The 19,934-nt window shown below is 38.0% G+C and carries 17 protein-coding genes; 11 read left to right on the top strand and 6 right to left on the bottom strand.

Features of this window, described 5'->3' with window-relative positions; all coding sequences use genetic code 11:
* Positions 1–417 (top strand): hypothetical protein, encoded by a 417-nt coding sequence (locus tag ACMAYL_RS05420; RefSeq protein ID WP_103216542.1) that lies wholly within the window; start codon positions 1–3, stop codon positions 415–417.
* Between the two features lie 6 nt (positions 418–423).
* Here the strand turns inward: ACMAYL_RS05420 and ACMAYL_RS05415 are convergent, their stop codons facing one another.
* The 3 genes from ACMAYL_RS05415 to ACMAYL_RS05405 are packed head-to-tail and all read right to left on the bottom strand — an operon-like array spanning position 424 to position 2,259.
* Positions 424–915, bottom strand: coding sequence for a DUF501 domain-containing protein (locus tag ACMAYL_RS05415; RefSeq protein ID WP_412470842.1), 492 nt, complete (start codon positions 913–915; stop codon positions 424–426).
* On the bottom strand, positions 912–1,637 hold the full coding sequence (locus ACMAYL_RS05410; RefSeq protein ID WP_392991092.1) for a hypothetical protein: 726 nt from the start codon (positions 1,635–1,637) through the stop codon (positions 912–914). Before ACMAYL_RS05410 ends, ACMAYL_RS05415 begins: the two co-directional genes overlap by 4 nt.
* Complete coding sequence (locus ACMAYL_RS05405; protein WP_392991094.1) at positions 1,624–2,259, bottom strand: DUF3943 domain-containing protein; 636 nt, start codon at positions 2,257–2,259, stop codon at positions 1,624–1,626. Before ACMAYL_RS05405 ends, ACMAYL_RS05410 begins: the two co-directional genes overlap by 14 nt.
* Before the next feature lie 75 nt (positions 2,260–2,334).
* Here ACMAYL_RS05405 and ACMAYL_RS05400 point away from each other — a divergent pair, with 75 nt between their 5' ends.
* Positions 2,335–3,345 (top strand): hypothetical protein, encoded by a 1,011-nt coding sequence (locus tag ACMAYL_RS05400; protein WP_103216546.1) that lies wholly within the window; start codon positions 2,335–2,337, stop codon positions 3,343–3,345.
* 64 nt (positions 3,346–3,409) lie between these two features.
* Positions 3,410–5,002, top strand: coding sequence for a glutamate--cysteine ligase (gene gshA / locus ACMAYL_RS05395; RefSeq protein ID WP_412470841.1), 1,593 nt, complete (start codon positions 3,410–3,412; stop codon positions 5,000–5,002).
* On the opposite strand, the gene ACMAYL_RS05390 is transcribed toward gshA, so the two are convergent.
* Both ACMAYL_RS05390 and ACMAYL_RS05385 read right to left on the bottom strand, forming a co-directional pair.
* Positions 4,994–5,989 (bottom strand): aspartyl/asparaginyl beta-hydroxylase domain-containing protein, encoded by a 996-nt coding sequence (locus ACMAYL_RS05390; RefSeq protein ID WP_199177502.1) that lies wholly within the window; start codon positions 5,987–5,989, stop codon positions 4,994–4,996. The two genes, gshA and ACMAYL_RS05390, sit on opposite strands and share 9 nt — an antisense overlap.
* 96 nt (positions 5,990–6,085) lie before the next feature.
* On the bottom strand, positions 6,086–7,204 hold the full coding sequence (locus tag ACMAYL_RS05385; protein ID WP_412470840.1) for a hypothetical protein: 1,119 nt from the start codon (positions 7,202–7,204) through the stop codon (positions 6,086–6,088).
* Between the two features lie 140 nt (positions 7,205–7,344).
* Between ACMAYL_RS05385 and ACMAYL_RS05380 the strand changes: the two genes are divergently transcribed.
* The 7 genes from ACMAYL_RS05380 to ACMAYL_RS05350 all read left to right on the top strand — a co-directional run bounded on the left by ACMAYL_RS05380 (position 7,345) and on the right by ACMAYL_RS05350 (position 16,233).
* Complete coding sequence (locus ACMAYL_RS05380) at positions 7,345–7,983, top strand: GNAT family N-acetyltransferase (protein WP_103216549.1); 639 nt, start codon at positions 7,345–7,347, stop codon at positions 7,981–7,983.
* A 1-nt stretch (position 7,984) separates the two neighbouring features.
* On the top strand, positions 7,985–9,232 hold the full coding sequence (lysA, locus tag ACMAYL_RS05375) for a diaminopimelate decarboxylase (RefSeq protein ID WP_392991102.1): 1,248 nt from the start codon (positions 7,985–7,987) through the stop codon (positions 9,230–9,232).
* 9 nt (positions 9,233–9,241) lie between these two features.
* The gene (locus ACMAYL_RS05370) at positions 9,242–9,796 is read left to right on the top strand and encodes a hypothetical protein (RefSeq protein ID WP_103216551.1); all 555 of its coding nucleotides are present in this window, start codon (positions 9,242–9,244) and stop codon (positions 9,794–9,796) included.
* Between the two features lie 93 nt (positions 9,797–9,889).
* Positions 9,890–10,168 carry a metal/formaldehyde-sensitive transcriptional repressor gene (locus tag ACMAYL_RS05365; protein ID WP_103216553.1) on the top strand — a complete coding sequence of 93 codons (279 nt, stop codon included), beginning with the start codon at positions 9,890–9,892 and terminating at the stop codon, positions 10,166–10,168.
* A 3-nt stretch (positions 10,169–10,171) separates the two neighbouring features.
* Positions 10,172–11,119, top strand: coding sequence for a CDF family Co(II)/Ni(II) efflux transporter DmeF (gene dmeF / locus ACMAYL_RS05360; RefSeq protein WP_103216554.1), 948 nt, complete (start codon positions 10,172–10,174; stop codon positions 11,117–11,119).
* Between the two features lie 152 nt (positions 11,120–11,271).
* Complete coding sequence (locus ACMAYL_RS05355) at positions 11,272–15,342, top strand: tail fiber domain-containing protein (protein ID WP_412470839.1); 4,071 nt, start codon at positions 11,272–11,274, stop codon at positions 15,340–15,342.
* Positions 15,343–15,453: 111 nt separating this feature from the next.
* Positions 15,454–16,233, top strand: coding sequence for a hypothetical protein (locus ACMAYL_RS05350; protein WP_103216556.1), 780 nt, complete (start codon positions 15,454–15,456; stop codon positions 16,231–16,233).
* Positions 16,234–16,284: 51 nt separating this feature from the next.
* Here the strand turns inward: ACMAYL_RS05350 and acnB are convergent, their stop codons facing one another.
* Positions 16,285–18,846 carry a bifunctional aconitate hydratase 2/2-methylisocitrate dehydratase gene (gene acnB / locus ACMAYL_RS05345; protein WP_103216557.1) on the bottom strand — a complete coding sequence of 854 codons (2,562 nt, stop codon included), beginning with the start codon at positions 18,844–18,846 and terminating at the stop codon, positions 16,285–16,287.
* A 166-nt stretch (positions 18,847–19,012) separates the two neighbouring features.
* Between acnB and ACMAYL_RS05340 the strand changes: the two genes are divergently transcribed.
* Positions 19,013–19,906 carry a hypothetical protein gene (locus ACMAYL_RS05340; protein WP_103216558.1) on the top strand — a complete coding sequence of 298 codons (894 nt, stop codon included), beginning with the start codon at positions 19,013–19,015 and terminating at the stop codon, positions 19,904–19,906.
* Positions 19,907–19,934 lie beyond the last annotated feature (28 nt).

Below are 19,934 nucleotides of genomic sequence, written 5' to 3'. Positions count from 1 at the left end.
ATGACTCCTTCAGAAAAGAATAACCTATTTACCTCAAATTACTTCATTGTTGTAACTGGTACAATCTATTTTGTGGCCAAGTACTTTATGGAGATTCAAGGAGAGTGGGGAGTTGAAACTCATCCTCTTTCTATTTGGATGCAAAAACTACATATCTTGTCGGTACCTTTTCTACTATTCTTTGTCGGTACAATCTTTTCAAATCATATCTACAAAAGAATTCTAAGTGGTTATAAAAAATCTCGTACATCAGGAATTTTTCTTATAGGACTCTTTGTTGCTATGAGTTTATCGGGTTATCTAATTCAGGTAAGTGATAATGATCTTTTAAGGCAATGGTCGGCCTATATCCACCTAGGAGTATCTTTAGTGTGGAGTATTGGCTTTACTTACCATCACATAACAGCAAATCGTTAAATTGAATTAAGACTGTTTTAGCTTACGATCAACCATTTCACCAATTACGTGAGGGCGAACTAAGTGGTAGGCGTAAAACATATGAAGACACCTAAGGTGATAAAAGTCTCTAAGTCCTCCGATTCCAGTATCTGTAATCATCGGCATCATATTATCTGGTAATTCGAGATTCATTTCTTTAAAGAGTTTTACTCTTTCATCACGATATGATTCATGAATAGCTTTAACTTTCTCTTTAAGTTCTTCATCTGCATCAATCATTGCTTGAAGTTCTTTTGTAAATCCTTGTCCCTCAATCTGACTAATGGCCTTGTAAACAACAGGATCAACTAGCCAGTAGATTGTTGGAAATGGAACCTTATCAACAACTGGAGTAACCTTTATTGAAGCAGGCCTTGCATCAGCTGTTCTTGCTGAAACCTCAAGAATACCTCTGGCCTCTCTTTTTAGAAAAGCTTCAATTTGTTCAATATCTTTATCAGTTACTTGTGTGCTCAAAATAGAGATGCTCCTATTGTGTAAAAAATTGAGAATGAATTAATATCTTCTCGTGCACTTTGTTCTTGCAGAATTTCTACTTTCGTTCGGTTTGTACGATCGACTAAAGTAGCCTTGTAAGATCGATAAGCGGCAACTGAAACTTCTGCAAAGAATGGAAAGTGATCAACTGTCTTTACTTGTTCAACGCCGATCGCAAGTGCTCCACCAAATGAATCATAATTAATCTTAAGTGACTTACCATTAGTATTAATATTAAAGTCATCTAGGTCAAGTGAGTTTAGAAGCCAGCTAGGGCCAAATTTGATATATGCTTTGAAAGTTTTGAATCCAATAAAGTCTAAAAAATCAATTTCGTAAACATCTGAGTTAATTCGTATCGTAGGAGTGATATTAAAGGATCTAAAATTTCCTTCGCCTTCAAGAACTCTATTCTCGTATGCGAAACGTAAGTCTCGTCCTCGCCCAAATGTTGTATGTGACTCAAGTCCAATCTCAATTCTTTCTAAGCGAAATGAAAATTGTGTATACATTCCAAGCGCTTTTGATTCTTCACGGTCTTCGATATCGTATTTATTTTCGTACTGATCGTCATCTAGCTCGTTAAAGATAGTATTTTGAAAAGTTACCCCTGCTCTTAGATAAAACTCATAAGGTCCTTTTTGTGCATAGGCAGAAGTTATAGAAAGTATGAATATTATGATCAGTTTAAAATTCTGCATGAAAGTAATATCCAATTGATTTCTTATCAATATTTGGCGCAATGACTGCGTATGATGTCCCTTCAAAAATTGAAGGAAATAAAGTCATCGGGTTAATAAGGTGACCAAAGAAATGCCCAACTTTACTATCTCCGTTAAGGAGTTGCATTGATAGTTTTTCGAATCCATAGCCCATAACCGCACCTAGTACAGGTGTTTGATAAAGGTCTTGAACAGAAGCTGGTTCAGTATAAACTTCGATGAGAAACTCAAAGATTGTGCTTGATACAAAAGTTAGTGCCAGAGCATCAGCGTATCGATAATTTCGGGCACGATAGTAAAGAAACATTTGAGAGCCTGTGTAAGGGTGAACCATATAGTTCCAAAAAGGCTCATCACGATCAAAAACTATTTTTCCAAAATTACTTCGGTAAACATCCCATGAACCTTCTTCTCTTACTGTATCCCATTGAGTTAGTGGATAAGCGATTAAAGAGATACCAAAGACGAATCCAACATCTTTAAAAATTTCTTCTTTAGTATGGTCTCGATCTTGGTAGAAATACTCTGTTTTTGCAAAAGAAGTTCTTTGCAGTGACAGGGCAAGTAATGTAAAAGATATAGAAATAATAAAGCTTTTCACGATGTGTTCTTATATAAATTAAGCTACATTATGGCCAATAATACATTGCGATAATTAAGCCAGTTAATCATAAATATGAAAAAATTAATCTATTCTTTAATAATTTTATTTACCTCTGTTCAAGTTATAGCTCAAAACTCAAATTATCTTATTTTTAATGAGAAAACCGATGGTCCTTGGTTTCCAATTCAGCTCTATATTAACGGTTCATTTGATGTCATTCAAAATCCTTACTGGTTCAATCAGAAGGACTATTTTGAGAAACATAAGATTGTTTGGAACAAGGTAAAAGATCCTATTCATTCGATTAAGAAGAATGGTGGCCTTGATACTTTATTAAAGGAAGAGTTTCTAAGTAATCGCGTCCTACCTAATATTTTTTTACATACATTCGGTGGAGCTTACGAGACTAAGAAGCTCATGGAATATTCTGATTACTATGGAATTAAATGGGCCAAGACTTTTTCGTTTATTGTGACCTATGCGATGCACTTTGGTAATGAGGCCAATGAAACAACTCAACCTGAAGTATCTGCACTTGATCATATTGCAGACTTATATATCTATGACGTGGCGGCATTTCTACTTGGATTAAATGATCCATTTATGAATTTCATGGTTGATGAAATGGGGATGACAACTTGGCACTTCATGCCAGTCTATGATGTTGAGCATGAGGACTTTTTTAACGTTGGTCTAAATTATATTATGCGTCCTAAGCTTCTACACTTTAATAAGTTTAGGCCGCTCCTTTATATGGGAATGATGAATCTAGTAGGGCTTACTTACGATAACGGAGATCTTTCTCATTCTGTTGCTGCGGGGATGGCCTTTACTGATCCACTAGAGCAGAAGGGGCGCTTTGCTTATGGTTACTTTCTTGAAACCATGGGAAGACAAGCTGCGTCACTATTGATGAACAGTTCTGAAGACTTTAGGGTTCGTTTAAATCTATATCCTGCATTATTTCATTTCTATGCTGATAGCGCGTCTAACTTCGCTCTAATGCTAGGGCAAACGAAGAATGATGACTTTGCCTTTGGAATAAATTATGAGCTGCCAATAAGTATTGGGAATCTTAACTAGGTTAAGATTAGCTTGCTTGCGTAATGCTGAAAGCGTACTATAGATGCGAAATATAGGACGATTTATGACGGTTAAAATTAATAAGCAAGCACTCAAAAACTATCAAGAAAAATACGGAAGTGATTCAATCCTTAATGTAAATAAAGGACTTGAGAAAGAGGGCCTTCGTGTAATGGTTGAAGATGGCAAGCTTGCAAGTTCCGATCATGACCCAAAATTTGGTTCAAAACTTCTTCATAAATGGATAACTACCGACTTTGCAGAAAGTCTTCTTGAGTTCATCACTCCTGTTTCAAAATCAAATGATGAAACTTTAAAAACTCTGGGAAATCTTCAACACTATGTTTTAGAACAAGATTCAAGTGAAGTCATTTGGCCATCATCAATGCCTTGTATCTTACCGGAAGATAAAGATATTAAGCTTGCTTACTACGGAGAGAGTAACTCTGGCCGTTTAAAGACTCTTTATCGCTCTGGTCTTGGCCTTCGCTATGGAAGATCAATGCAGGCGATTGCGGGACTTCATTACAATTTTTCAATGACAGATGAATTTTGGAAAAATTGGCATGAGTTAAGTGGAAGCTCTTTATCGCTTCAACTTTTTATTAATGAGGAATACTTAAATCTTTGTCGAAACTTTAGAAGTTATTCAAATATTCTCTTATATCTTTTTGGAAACTCTGTTTCTGTTCATGAGTCCTTCCTAAGTGGTAAGAAACATTCACTAGATGTGATTCATGAAGATGAGAAATATGGCAAAACTTTTGGCTCGAAAGAAGGGACATGCTTAAGGATGGGGGGACTTGGTTATACAGGTGCTTCTCAAAACGGTATTCGAATTTGTTACAACGGTCTTGATAGTTATTGCGATAGTTTAGAAGAAGCTCTGCAAATGAATTTTGCAGATTTTGATAAGATTGGTTTAAGGAATGAGAAAGGAGAGCTTCAGCAAATTAGCACTCACATTCTACAAATTGAAAATGAATTCTATTCAATCATTAGACCTAAAAGAATTGCTCCTCCTGGTAAGAGTGCTCTTGCTAGCCTAAGAAGCAAGGGGATTGAATATATTGAGGTTAGACTTCTCGATCTTAACCCATTTGCAAAGAATGGAATTACCAAAGTTCAAATGGACTTCTTAGATGCATTCTTATTGTCGTGCTTATTTTTGCGAGCGGATAGATGCAATCGTGAAATTTATAATGAGATTGAGGATAATAATCAGCTTATTGTTAAACAGGGAAGAAAGCCTGGCCTAGAAATTAGCGTTGATGGTGAGAAAATAAATTACCAAGAATATCTAACAACATTCTTTAATCAAATGGCCGAAGTCATTGATGCTATATCAGATGGTGAGCGTAAGAAAGCATTACTTTTTGCTATTGAAGAGCAACGTAAGTTAATTGATCCTGCTAACACTCTTTCACAAAAAGTATTTGATCTTGTTTCAAAGAAAGGTCATATTCAGGCGATGAAGGATCTTGCGCTAGAGCATCGTAAGGAGCTGGCCACTGTAGAAGTAAATCATGTATTTCAAGAAGAATTAGAGCTTGAGAAGAATGCATCGATGCAGCGTCAGGTGGACTTTGAGAAATTAGACGACGTAGACTTTGAAGAATACGTCGCCGCTTATGTTGCTTCTAGTTTTTCAAAATAACGATTGAATAAAAGTTAGCACTAAGTAAATTAAACCAAATGCAATTGCTAGTAATGTTAGATTTACTGTATGTTTAATAATTTTATATAGCGCCAGGTTTGTTTCTTTTAGAGTTCTTACTTTTAAAAGAGTAGGTGTTACCGCTCCAAAGATGGCATTAACTAGTCCTCTTTGATCTCCCGGAACATTTGGAACGAGAGTAATTCTCATAATCAGCTTAAAGATAAAGTTAATGATTTTTCCTATGATATTCGTTGGGCGATCAACTTCAAGCATAAGGATAATTCTTTCATTTTCAGAATTGTTGAAAGCAAAGTGAAGATAGGTCTCATCAAATAGTAGGGCCTCTCCATCGCGCCAAGAATAGTCAGTTCCATCAATATTAATATAACAACGATCATCGTTAGGTGTTTTTAAACCTAAGTGGTAGCGAAGTGATGTGGCAACTGGATCTAAGTGCTTTGTTAGTTTTGATCCTACTGGAAGAATTGAGTACATGGCACCGTTTACACCAGGAACTTTAGAAACAAGTTCAACTGTTTTTGGACACAGCTCTTTTGCTGACTTTAAAGTCGTTCCATACCAAGTAAGATAAAATTTAGACCAACCGTATTTATAAAAAGTTCTAAAACCAATGTCGTAATATGCACTTGAAGTTGGATCTTTTACTTTATCAAAATATCCATTTTCTCTAAGGTTCACCGCCTCATCGCGAATTGTTTCCCAGTTATCTTGAACTAGTTTTAACTCTGGAAAGTCTGCAAGATTCATTATTGGCTTAGCTGCTCTCTTCTTAGTGAACATATAAAGTAGGCAGTTAAGTGGTGCAAAAATTGGCCAGCCTTTGCGGAGATAGAAGTTTAAGCTCTCATATCTTTCTGTTCCACGGTAAGCGTAGACATAGCCCATTGAGGCAATACCAAAAAGAAAGAGAAAAATAAGTACAGATATAACGCTAATAGTCTTATCCTCGTTTAAGTTTAACAATTAGAATCAAATATACCTCAAGGAGCCGCTTTCCTCCATGATTTTTCTCACTATGTGTAATGTGTCATTTTAAATTTTGCGCTCTTTGCAAACTGTTCACTCTAGCTCAGGATGCTTAACAACGCCTTTATAGATTGGCTTACATTTTCCAACGCCGACAAATTGGAATGTTGAACTAGTTACACTTGAGACTGGGGCCGTGGCCGTGTCGAGGAAGGCCTTGGTTTTTGAAATTTCTGGTTTTGAAAATGTTCCCTTAATTATCTGTTGCAGTTCCGGGCAATATTTTTCATCAATTACTGAAACAACGAGATCTTTAAAAGTTTGCTTCTCAATATTGGCTCCACCTTGAGCAATGATTAAGTGCTCTTGTGTTGCCACTGCAACATCTTCAAAGATTATAAGATCTCCCGTAAGTGTTATTGCAGCATTGACTTGCTTAAGGTTTGTGTCTCCTCCTCGAAAACCTCCAATCGTTTGTCCAAGGCTGGCCGCACTTGTATAGAGAAGGCCTATTGGTCCTAAGGCCAAGACGGCCGCGGCGTCGATGATTCCAATATTGCGAGTGTCTAAAAAATTTGTAATAACATCATCAACCCTAAAGCCTTTTAAGACTAAGTTCTTTCCTGAAACACTTGCTTTGATATCACCATTCACTTGTGCATTGATGTTAATTAATCCAGAGAGCCCTAAAGATGCATCAAAGTATTTAATGACATTGTTAATATCAAGATCGTTATATTTGAAACGAATATCTTCTAGATTTACTAAGTTAAAAGTTAGGTTACCTCGATTCTTAGAACCAAAGTCAGGAATAAAAATTTGGCTTACTTCAATTATTGTCCCTTCTTTCTTATGAACAAAGCAATTCATGCTTTTAAGTTTGAATTTTTGTAATTGAATTTCTTGTGCCCTCACTTTTATTTTGGAATTTAGCGCCTGCAAATAGCGATCGATATTTTTTGCATCGACATCAATTTCTAAAAAGTCGATATTAACAGTTTTGATTTTTAATATATTCTTTTCATCTATTTGATAGCTCAAGTTATGGAGGGCCCAATGGCCTATACTGATTTTTTCAACTTGCTCTATTCTTACTCCCGCCATGGCAAGAGACTTTTTGATCACCCATTTATAATTTAGGATAAGAATGACTAGGCCAGTGATGAAAGTAAGGGCCAAGCCTATGAATATCTTTTTATATATTTTTTCCATGAGTAAATTGGTCGGTCATTGTTAAATAGTTTGTATTTGTCACAATTAAAACACATAAGAACATCATCTAAAATAAAAACTTTATTAATTGAATTAATAATCTCCACCACTTTTATGGATGAGCTATAATAGATTAAATTATGTTTAAAAAGTTAATTACTCAAACATTGAAGTCATCGTCTAAAACATATAAAGAGTATAATTCATACTGTCCTTATATTGTGGATCACAAGTCTAGGCCTGTACCTGACGAAATAAAAACACGATATGCTAGGTATGATGATGCTCAGGCCATTGCTCGTATTATTAATGAAAATAATATTGATCCAAACCTTGATTATTCTTTCTTTTTTGAAAGAACGAAAAAAGAGTTGGCCCGTGGTGGAAACTTAAAAGGTTTTCATCTGATTGTTGCCATTCTTGATGAAGAAATAGTTGGTTATGGAAGATCAATTCTCTATACACAAGAAATGGTCAATCAGTATAAGTACAAAGCACCTGTCGGTTGGTATCTTATGGGACTTACTGTTCTTCCAGAATATCGTGGCCGTGGTATTGGTGATCTCTTAACTCAAGAGCGACTTAAACACATTGGGCAAATTTCAACGAAAGCTTATTATGTTGTTAATGCAAAAAATAAAACCTCTATTAAGATGCATGAGAAGTACGGTTTTAAATTAAAAGAAGAAGGCCAAGGTTTCTTAAAAATATCATTTAATGGCGGATTAGGAATGCTGTATGAATGCAGCTTAATAACTAGAGAAGTAGATAAGGACTAAAATGGATTTTTTCAATTATAGAGAAAATGAATTATTTGCAGAGGATAATAAAGTAGCCGATCTTGTTCAAAAGTATGGAACTCCACTTTATATCTATTCTTTGAAAACATTTAAGAGACACTTTCTAGCTTTTCAAGAACCTTTAAAAGAGCATCGTCATTTAATTTGTTATGCAGTTAAGGCGAATTCAAATATTAATATCTTAAAAGAACTGGCCGCAATGGGCAGTGGTTTTGATATCGTTTCTCGTGGTGAACTTGAAAGAGTATTGGCAGCAGGTGGACAAGCATCAAAGACGGTTTTTTCTGGGGTAGGAAAGTCTTATGATGAAATTGAGTTTGCACTTGAAAAAGGTATTAAATGCTTAAATGTCGAATCAGTAGCTGAGCTTAGAAGAATTAATGAAGTTGCTAAAAAAATGAAAAAGAAGGCACCGGTTTCAATTAGAGTGAATCCAGATGTCGATGCTAAAACGCACCCATATATTGCAACAGGTTTAAAAGAAAATAAATTTGGTATTTCATTTCAAAAAGCGCAAGAAGTCTATGACATCGCACATTCATTAGACTCGATCAGTGTCGAAGGCATTGACTGCCACATTGGTTCGCAGCTTACTAATATCGGTCCTTTTCTAGAGGCATTAGAGAGGCTAAAACAATTAGTTGATACTCTAAGAAAAAACGGTACGCCCCTTAAACATATTGATCTAGGAGGGGGATTAGGAGTTAAATACCGTGATGAAGTTCCTCCTCATCCAAGTGAATATCTTGCTCAAGTAATTAAGAGCCTTGAGGACTATCCTGAGTTAGAACTTATCTTTGAACCTGGTCGAGCGATTGCTGCTAATGCGGGAATACTTGTGACAAAGCTTGAGTACATTAAGGAAAATGAGGGGAAGCATTTTGCTATTGTTGATGCGGCAATGAATGATTTAATGCGACCGGCCCTTTATCAAGCATGGCAAGAAGTCATCAAAGTCGATCAATCAATTAGAGGAATAAAAGAAAATTTTGATATCGTTGGCCCAGTATGTGAGACAGGGGATTATCTTGCAAAAGATAGGGAGCTTGAACTAAGTGAGGGAGAGTTGTTAGCAATTCGCTCTTGTGGAGCTTATGGCTTTACGATGTCTAGTAATTATAATTCAAGACCAAGAGCATGTGAGTTGCTTGTTGATGGCGATAAAAATCGTTTAATAAGAAAGCGAGAAACTTACCAAGATCTTTACTACTTGGAACAATGTGATTAGGATCCAAATATGAATTCAAAAACTGTAACACTAACACCACTTTTTCCAACAACAGAATGGGCCTGGGATATTTCAAAGGATCAAGGTAATACGGTTCGTATTTTACATCCTTCAGGAAATGTTTTTATTTCACAAGTGATTTTAAATCGTCAGTCTCGTTTAGAAGGTAACGAACAAAAGATTTATGACCTTAATTTAAAAGATGTCGATCTTATCGCTTATATTATGGATTACTTCATTAACAAGGCCACAACGAAACTTAATCGCGGTAATGCCATGATTGTTGCTGGAAACCTTGTTAGTAGTTATCGTTTTCGTCTACCTTTAGGACCGGAAACACTTCCACTTGAAGATCAAAAGACTACCTTTGGTGAATACCGTAAGTTTGGTGAACACAAGCTCTTCATGCAAGGTGAGGAGTTAAATGTTTTCGTTATTGGAAAAGAAGGCAAGAATGAGTTCTATGCCGTAACACTCAATGATACAAAAATTGGGGACTTCAATATTCCTAAACTTGAGCTTTTAAAATTTCCTCGTTCATACTTTAGACAAAGCTTTGATTAACAATGTTTTTTAAGTAGTTGATTTTACAGGGTATTTCTTCGCTCTATCTTTATATATTATACTGGGGTATAGTATGGTGAGCGGAGGTTAACGATGGCCCATATTCATCAAAATAAGAAAAAAATTATCACGCGAATAAGACGTATCAAGGGACAACTTGAAGCGGTTGAGCGTGCTCTTGAAGAAGATAAGGATTGCTACAGCATTCTACAAACTCTGGCCGCGTGTCGCGGTGGACTTAATGGCCTAACTGGAGAGTTGATTGAAGAACATGTGAAGAACCATGTGATGGTTTCACCACTTGATCCAAAGACTCCTCAGGATGAAGCTGCAATTGAATTAGTAAATTTAATAAAAACTTATTGGAAGTAAAGTATGAAACATAAAGAACATTTAGAACCACATAATTATGTCCTAGAAGATGATCGTCTAGGCTCAAATGAAAAGAGAACGATGCTTGTTATTCTTTTAACATTTGTCACGATGGTAGCAGAGATTGGCTATGGTTATTTTACGGGGTCAATGGCCTTACTTGCTGATGGCTGGCATATGGGCTCTCACGTTGGTGCACTTGGGATAACTGTTATCGTTTACCGCTTGGCCCGCTCAGAAAAAATAAATGAAAAGCTTAGCTTTGGTGCAGGTAAGATGATTCCTTTGGGAGGCTACACAAGTGCGCTTATGTTGGGAATTGTTGCTATTGTGATGGGAGTTGAATCTATTGGCCGCTTTTTAAATCCAATGGAAATTAAATTTGAAACGGCCATCCTTGTGGCCATCATTGGTTTAATTGTAAATATCCTAAGTGCAGTTCTTCTATGGGACTCCCATGACCATCATCATGGACATGATCACGGTCACAGTCACGATCACAGTCATGGCCATAACCATGTTCATGACCACAACCACCGCTCAGCACTTCTTCATGTTATTGCCGATGCTCTAACTTCTGTCATGGCCATTGCGGCACTCTTTGCTGGAAAGTATTTTGGTTGGAACTGGGCCGATCCTATTATTGGAATTCTAGGTGCCATCGTTATCTTAAAATGGGCATGGGGACTTGCTAAAGATACAGTCTGGGAACTACTTGATGGGAACTCTAAATTATTTGATGAGGAAGAGATTAGAAAACTTTTCTCTCACGATGATGATATAGAAATAGCAGACCTTCACCTCTGGAGAATTGCTCCAAATGCTCATGCTTGTGAAGTGATGATTTACAATTGTAATTTGAAGGGGAGTGAATACTACCGCGAGAAAATTTTAGCTAAGTACAATATTTCTCATCTCATTGTGGAAGAGCGTCTTTGTACAAATTCATAATTTTATAAGTATTTAAAATGCCGTATTTTTGGGGCAGCAATGCCCCATCTTTTTAGTCTACCTCTTATCATTTCAGTACTTTATTTGCCGATTTTTAATTTGTATTAAAATTCTCATACGAATTTAATTGAGCTCGTCGATAAAGAGGCGAAATGATGAAGATATTTAAGAAATCATACATTCATATTTTATGCCTACAGCTACTGGTTACTAGTTGTGTGCCTGAGATTCAACGTCGTGAAAATTCACGTGGAGAAGTTCAGGTAAGCAATATTAGTGTTCAAGGTGATAAGCTTAGAATTGTAGGTTCAAGTCTTCATAAGGTTGAAAATATTCGCATCACTGATAAGAGTGGGACGACTTCAGACTTTTCAATTGGATCGCAAAATGAGGGAGAAATCATTGCAGATGCTCTTTCAAATACTCTTCTTCCTCTAAATCAAATTCTTACGATGACTTTGCAAAGTGCAAATGGTGCAAGCACGTTTACGATTAATGTTGATCTTCCAGATCTTGGTGCTTCTCATGGGCAGATACTCCAATACAATGCCATCACAAGAAAGTGGGCACCTGCTAATCAACCAACTTCTAGCGTTACCTCTGTTAATGGAAAGTTAGGTGCGGTTAATCTCACAGTTGATGATCTTTACGATACAGATACAAGTGGAGCAATCTCAGGCTCTATTTTAAAGTTCAATGGAACAAATTGGGTTATTGGTACAGATGAAGGTGGTTCTTCAACAAATGCAACTTCAATTCACAATCGACTCGTTTCGAATATCACTCCTACTGATGGCCAGGCACTTGTTTGGAGCAGTAGTAATTCTTCTTGGGTTCCTTCAACTATCGCAAGCGGTGGTGGAGGTGGAACTGGAGAGGCCAATACAGTTTACTCAACTGGTGGAACTTCAATCTTCAAACAAAAAGTTGGTAGTCAGCTTCAGTTTAAAGGTCTTTCTCCATCTTCTGATATTAATATTACTGAAGGATCAAACTCTCTTGGTCTTCAAATAAGCACAGCAAATGGTGCAAACCAACTTCTAAGACTTGATTCTCTTGGAAGACTACCTGCTCTTGATGGTTCCCAGTTAACAGGCATCTCTGGTGGAGGTGGTGGAAGTGGTGAAACTAACACGATGTCGACAGCATCTGGTGCTTCTATCTTTAAGCAGAAGTCTGGTGTGGACTTTGTTATGCGTGGTATTTTAGGTTCATCTGATTTCGTTATTAATGAGAGTACAAATACAGTTGATTTTCAAATCAATACGGCCAACGGTGCCAATCAACTTCTAAGATTAGATTCTTCTGGTCGTCTTCCGGCACTCGACGGTTCTTTGCTAACTGGAATCGCAGCAGGTGGTGGGGATACAACTTTACAATCACGAGATGTTTCTGCTGCCGCACCTACAAATGGTCAGGCACTTTTATGGAATGATGTAAGTCAGCAGTGGGAGCCTGCCACTATTACTGCTGGAGGTGTTGGTGGTGAAGTTAATACGGCCTCAAGTGCAGGTGGCGAAGCAATTTATCAAAATAAAGTAGGCTCAAACTTAGTCTTTAAAGGGCTATCAAATACTACTGATATTTCTTTAACAGGAAATGCAAATGATATTCAAATCGGAATAAATACTTCAAATGGAGCGGGACAGATTCTTCGTCTTGACTCTTTCGGACGTCTTCCTGCACTAGATGGATCTCTTTTAACTGGTATTGCGGCTTCTGCATCAGGTGATGCTGTTAGCTTACAAACGAGAGATATTTCATCAACTGCGCCAACTGATGGCCAGGTTCTTACTTGGAATAATTCTGTTTCAGAGTGGGAGCCTCAAACACTTGCTGCTGCAAGCTCTGATGCGACAACTCTTCAGACTCGCAATGTTGCGACAACTGCTCCTGCCGATGGACAGGCGCTTGTTTGGAATAACGGAACTTCACAGTGGGAGCCACAAACGATTATTTCTGGTGGTGGGTCTGGTGAGAATAACACAATCTCAAGTGCTGGAGGAGTTTCACTTTTCAAGCAAAAATCGGGTGTTGATTTAATTCTTAAAGGTCTTCAAGGATCTACAGACTTCACTGTTTCTGGTAGTACGAATACTGTTGATCTACAGATCAATACATCAAATGGTGCAAATCAACTTTTAAGACTGGATGCCTCTGGTCGTCTACCTGCGATTGATGGATCTCTTCTAACAGGGATTGCTGGTGGAAGCTCTGATGCAACAGCAATTCAATCTCGTACAGTATCTGCTGTTGCTCCTGCCAATGGACAAGCTCTTTTATGGAATAGTACAAGCTCTCAATGGGAGCCAACTACAATTGTTACTGGTGGTGCCGGTGGTGAAGCCAATACTGCTTCTAGTGCTGGAGGAGAAGGTTTATTCCAAGCAAAAGTTGGAACGAATCTCGTCTTTAAAGGTTTAACTGGTGGAAGTGATATTACTCTGACAGGTAATACTAATGATGTGCAAATTAATGTAACAACTGCAAATGCGGCCAACGAGCTTCTAAGACTTGATGCTTTCGGACGTTTGCCTGCTGTTGATGGTTCACAGTTAACTGGTATTGCTACATCGGATAATACAATTCAATCTCGTGCCGTTGCTTCTACTGCTCCTACTGATGGGCAGGCCCTTGTGTGGAATAACACTGCTTCTCAATGGGAGCCGCAAACAATAAGTGCGGGAGCAGGTGGGGAGTCTAATACGATTTCTAGTGTCGGTGGTGCTAGCTTATTTAAACAAAAGACAGGTGTTGATCTTGAATTAAAAGGTCTGACAGTAACGAGTGACCTTGCTATTACTGAAAATGTAAATGATGTTCAAGTGGGAGTTAATACTTCTAATGGAGCAAACCAATTACTACGTCTTGATGCTTCTGGACGACTACCTGCTATCGATGGTTCACAATTAACAGGTATTGCTGCCGCAGGTGAAGTCAATACGGCCAGTAATCTCGGTGGTTCTTACGGGGTATTTGCACAAAAGAATGGTAGCGAACTTCAATTTAAAGGTTTTAACTTTAGCACTGACTTTAGTATTTCTGATGTTGGTGACTATTACGATATAACTCTATTAACATCAAATGCGGGTGGAGAGTTACTTCGTCTTGAATTAGATGGTAAACTGCCTTCCTTAGATGCAACAAACCTGTATAATCTTCCTGCAAGTGATACGACATTACAATCTAGAAGTGTATCTCCAAATCCTCCTTCTAACGGACAAGTCTTAACTTGGAATGGTACTTTTTCTGAGTGGGAACCTGCGGATCTTACAGTATCTGGTGATGATCTTGGAAGTCACATGGCCACGCAGAACTTTCAAATTGGGGCCAATTATATTTCTTATTCTGGTCTAGATGAAGGTCTCTATGTAAACCTTGGTGGTAATGTTGGGATCGGAACAAATACACCAGCGGCCGATCTTCATATTTCGGACTCTCATGCGGAAATGAAAATTCAAGATTCTAATGTTGGAATTTCTTCTGAAGTAAACTTCACACTCCTTGCGGATGGTTCAGAAGCCGGTTTTGCGCTTCTTAATTCAAATTATGACTGGGCCGCAGATTTTCCTGATGCTTCATGGTCTGATGTCATGCTATTTCACTCAGCACCTGAAACAGCTAATGGAATGCGCATGCATGCATTTGCTGGAGACATTAATCTATCAGTTGGGGATGCCATTCTTACTGATGTGCTAAATGTAAACGGAACAAATGGAAATGTAGGGATTCTTACAACTACGCCAAGTGGGTCCTTTGCCTTAGATGTAAATGGATCAGTTAGAGGGACAGCAGCGTTTGACTCAACATCTGATGAGCGTCTCAAAAAGAAAGTGACATCGATCTCTAGTGAAATCTCAATTTTAGATAAGCTCTCTCTTCTAGATGGAGTTTATTTCGAGTGGAGAAAAGATGAATTCCCTCAAAAGAACTTTAAAGAAGGAAGAGATATCGGTGTTATTGCTCAAAACGTAGAGAAGGTATTTCCTGAGGCCGTATCAAGAGATGAGAATGGTTATTTAAGTGTTGCTTACGCAAAATTAGTTGCGCCGCTTATTGAAGCTGTTAAGAGTTTACTTTCTATTTCAAAGGATCAGGGAAGAGATATTGCTTCTCTTGAGGCCAGAACTAAAAAGCTTGAAGAAGAGAATCAGATGCTTAAGCAAGCTCTTTGTGAAATGAATCCGAAAGCGAAGATTTGTCAAAGCAAACAATCTAAGTAGTCGTAATTACAAAAGACTCCCATGGTTTTACAGAAGATTTTATAGGCTCCCTTGAGTTTAGTGGCGATGCGTTATAAAAATCCATCTAGAACAAAAACACGGGACGATTCTATGAGATCTATTTATCTATCACTTTTGATAGCGTTAACAACATTTAGCGCACATTCTGCCATGGCCCAAACGACTAAGCAGAAATTCTGTAAAGAAAGAGAAAATAAGCACTTTGTTAGGAATCAGATGATGACAAAGATAAGTGCTCACATGGGCTTTAGAAATTACGGAGGCCTTCTTAATGGTGGTGTTTGTTGGTGGCACTCGCGCTTTCATCGTAATGCCCTTTATCTTGGAATCTTTAGGCCAGAGTATTCGAAACCATCAGAAGATGAAGCGAAGACTATCATAAAAGCAATTCGTCGAGGCCGTAGTGTCGTTGAGATTCCTGGTTATCGAAACTTAAGAGAGTTCTCAATTGATAATGATCACTTAATTCAAAATGAACTTGAGGCCTGGCAAAGAACTGATGGGTTTATTAATCAGCAGTGGGTGATTGGTTTACTTGGAACAGCTAAGCGAAGCGAAAATGGTATGAGAAAGATGATGGATGGACTTTATGATCGCGTTGTTAATCAAGGTGATGTGACTTATCAGAAATTACAAATTAAGGGAATCGATGCTCACGCTTGGCTTGTTGTGGATATGAAGAAGACGAGAACAGGTTATACTCTTTATGCAGTTGATAGTAATTTTCCTGGAGAGCTGCAAAAGGTTCGCTACAATTATGGAGATAAATTCTTTCACTATAATCGTTGGTATGGAGAGTTTGCTCCGTACACGGGAAGGAAAGTTGAGATCAAAAGAGTTAAGAAAGTAATTAAAGAATTTTGCGAATAAAAAAAAAGGGAGCTATTAAGCTCCCTTTCTTTTTTATCTATGTTGCTTTTATTAAGCTTCATCAATTGAGAAATTTTCCATCTGATCAAAGTTTAGGTAACGATAGATTGAATCGTCCTTACCTTGAAGTGGTTGCATCATCTCTAGGTACTCATCTGGTTTTGGTAGGTAACCAAGTTTTGCAGCGATAGCAGCAAGCTCAGCAGATCCTAAGTAAACACGAGCATCTTTACCCATACGGTTATTGAAGTTACGAGTTGAAGTTGAGAATACTGTTACACCATCTTTAACACGTGCTTGGTTACCCATACATAGTGAACAACCTGGCATTTCAAGTCTAGCACCAGCAGCAGCGAACTTCGCGTAGAAACCTTCTCTTGTTAGTTGATCTTGATCCATTTTTGTTGGAGGACAGATCCAAAGTCTTGCATCAGCTTGACCTTGACCTTCAAGAACAGTTGCGGCCGCTCTGAAGTGACCGATATTTGTCATACAAGAACCGATGAATACTTCATCAATTTTATCACCTTGAACATCGCTTAGTTTCTTAACGTCATCTGGATCGTTTGGACAAGCAACGATTGGCTCTTTCATTTCATCAAGATTGATTTCGATAACAGCAGCGTACTCAGCGTTTGCATCCGCTTCCATTAGCTCACCATTTTCAATCCAATCATTAACTTCTGCGATACGTCTCTCTAGAGTTCCAACATGTCCAAAACCGTTTGCGATCATTGACTGCATAAGAGCAACGTTTGATCTTAAGTATTCAACTACTGTTTCACGGCTTAGTTTAATTGTTGAACCAGCAGCACTTCTTTCTGCAGTTGCATCAGTAAGTTCGAATGCTTGCTCAAGTTTAAGATCTGGAAGACCTTCCATTTCTAGAATACGACCAGCAAAAATATTTTTCTTACCTTTCTTTTCTACAGTTAGTAGACCTTCTTGAATTGCTTGGTAAGGAATCATGTTAACAACGTCACGAAGAGTGATACCTGGTTGTAACTTTCCTGTGAAACGTACAAGAACTGATTCTGGCATATCAAGTGGCATAACACCAAGTGCCGCAGCAAATGCGACAAGCCCTGATCCTGCTGGGAATGAAATTCCAAGAGGGAAGCGAGTGTGAGAGTCACCACCAGTACCAACAGTATCTGGAATTAGAAGACGGTTAAGCCAAGAGTGGATAATACCATCACCTGGTCTTAGTGCTACACCTTCTCTGTTTCTGATATATTCTGGAAGAGTTGCGTGAGTGATAACGTCACTTGGCTTTGGATAAGCAGCTGTGTGACAGAATGATTGCATTACAAGATCAGCATTGAACTTTAGACATGCAAGCTCAGTCATCTCATCTCTTGTCATTGGCCCAGTTGTATCTTGTGAACCAACTGTTGTCATTTTTGGAAGACATGAAGTACCTGGAAGAATTCCTGTCACTCCACATGCTTTCCCAACCATTTTTTGAGCAAGAGTATAACCTTGACCTTCATGTGCAAGAGTTGTGTGAGGCTTAGCAAAGATTCCTGAATCATCAGCAGTTCCTTGTCCAAGAGACGCTCTTGCTTTATCTGTTAGCATTTTTCCGATAATTAGAGGAACACGACCACCAGCTCTATACTCATCTAGAATTGTTTCTGGAGCAACATCGTACTTTGCAAGTTCGCTACCTTTCTCATCAAGGATCTTTCCTTCAAGTGGACGAACTTCAATTACTGTTCCTGTTGTAAGCGCTGATACATCAAATCCGTGGATTGGAAGAGCACCAGAGTCTTGAGCAGTGTTAAAGAAGATCGGAGCAATTGTTTGACCGATAATAACACCACCACGTCTCTTGTTAGGTACGAAAGGAATATCGTCACCAATACACCATAGAAGAGAGTTGATTGCTGACTTTCTAGAAGAACCTGTACCAACAACGTCACCAACGAAAGTAACAGGAAGGTTGAACTTTTCTTTAAGGTCTGAGATTTGCTTTGGACCTTCTGGGAAAAGTGATCCACCCATAACATTTGCGTGAAGAGGGATATCCGCTCTTGTAAATGCAAATGGAGCAGGAGAGAAGTCATCTGTATTGATTTCACCGTCTACTTTGTAAACGACAGTTTTGATTGACTCATCAACTTGTGGCTTATTAGTAAACCATTCTGCATTTGCCCAAGATTCGATGATCTCTTTAGCAATAGCATTTCCACCATCTGCTAGTTTTTTAACGTCATCAAAAACGTTTACTGCAAGAGGAAGGTTTTTTAATTCTTTAGCAGCAAGCTTTGCAAGTGCTTCATCACTTCCTGCTACGATATCAGTTAGGCCTTGAAGGTTGAAACCACCAACCATTGTACCTAATAATTCAACTGCATATTCTTTTGAAATTAGTGAACAAGTGTGTGCACCTTTTGTAATACCAATTAGAAAGCTTGCCTTTACTTGTGCAGCAGGGTCAACACCTGGATTGATACGATCTTTTAAAAGATCTAAAAGCTCCTGAGTTGGCTCAGATTCAAGAAGTTTTACAACTTCTGTTGCTTGTTCTTTTGTTAATGCTAATGGAGGAATACCTTCTTTGGCCCTTTCCTCAACATGTGCGTGATAATCTTCTAGAAAATTAGACATAGATCCTCGACTTTTTGAGTTAAATTCAGTTTTTTGTATTTGATTTATACATGCTTTTTTATCATCTTTTCGGGCCTTTTGCTAGTCGTTATCAGCTTTAAGGAGGCTTGACTAAATTAACTTTTTTTAACTCAGTGCGTATCGTTTGGAAGACGATAGGTCAGACATGAAAAAGCAAGAATTCGAATTAGAGTTGGAAAAATTATGTGAACAAATCTTTTTTAAAGAGGAGTTGTTAGAATATATAAATGTACATAAATCTTATGTGCAGCATTTTTCTAAGCTCTTAATGAAAAGTCTTGGCTGTAATGTCCTAATGGGAGGGCCTGATTCAGGTATCTTTGGTGACATTGCGCTTCAAACAAGAAAACAAGTAAATTGGATTGAAGTTTATGCAGGGACAAAGGCGATTGTTGAGCTAAAGAATATCTATGGCCAAAAACGCTACTTGGCCATAAGCACTTCTAAGTTGTCTCACTTAGTGGCCATGTCAGATGAGAGTGATTTTACTCTCTTACTTAATGATGTCTTGCGACCAGGTTTTGTTGCAGGAATTGATTTTGACTTTTTGCGCTATAAAGGGGCCGCTTCCATAACGATTTCGAAATCTCGCGCAAGAGCAGCACAAAAGCATGGTGGAGCAATCTTTGAAAAAGTATTGCTCATTCATAATTTGGGGACAAGTGATTGTAAAAGATATGACTATAAGCCAGATTTAAAGTGTAATTCGATCAATCTAGCAGTGGATTATCGCCACTATAATATCATTTTGAATATTGAATCTGCTGCAGACGTGTCGACGGTGCGCAAACTCTACTTATCTCGAGGCTCTAACCTTAGAAATTACTTTGAAAAAGAAGGCAGTATCGATATCTATCATATGGATGTGAAGAGAAGCCCCCATTACGATGAAAACTTAAGTCTCGATAAATTTGATGGTGTTTACTTGAGTTGGCGTCCACATATTGTCGATAAGTACTTAATTGAAGAAGCGCAAAATCACCCTCAATTTCCACATTTTCCTTTTTCACAGGAAGATGATGGCGAAGAAGCAGCATAGCTTTTGGGCTTTGCTAAAATTGATCTTC

Source organism: Halobacteriovorax sp. RT-2-4, from assembly GCF_047085445.1.
In the GTDB taxonomy this organism is placed as follows: Bacteria; Bdellovibrionota; Bacteriovoracia; order Bacteriovoracales; family Bacteriovoracaceae; genus Halobacteriovorax_A.
The sequence above is the reverse complement of the archived record's forward strand: the minus strand, read 5'-3'. Positions and strand labels throughout refer to the sequence as shown.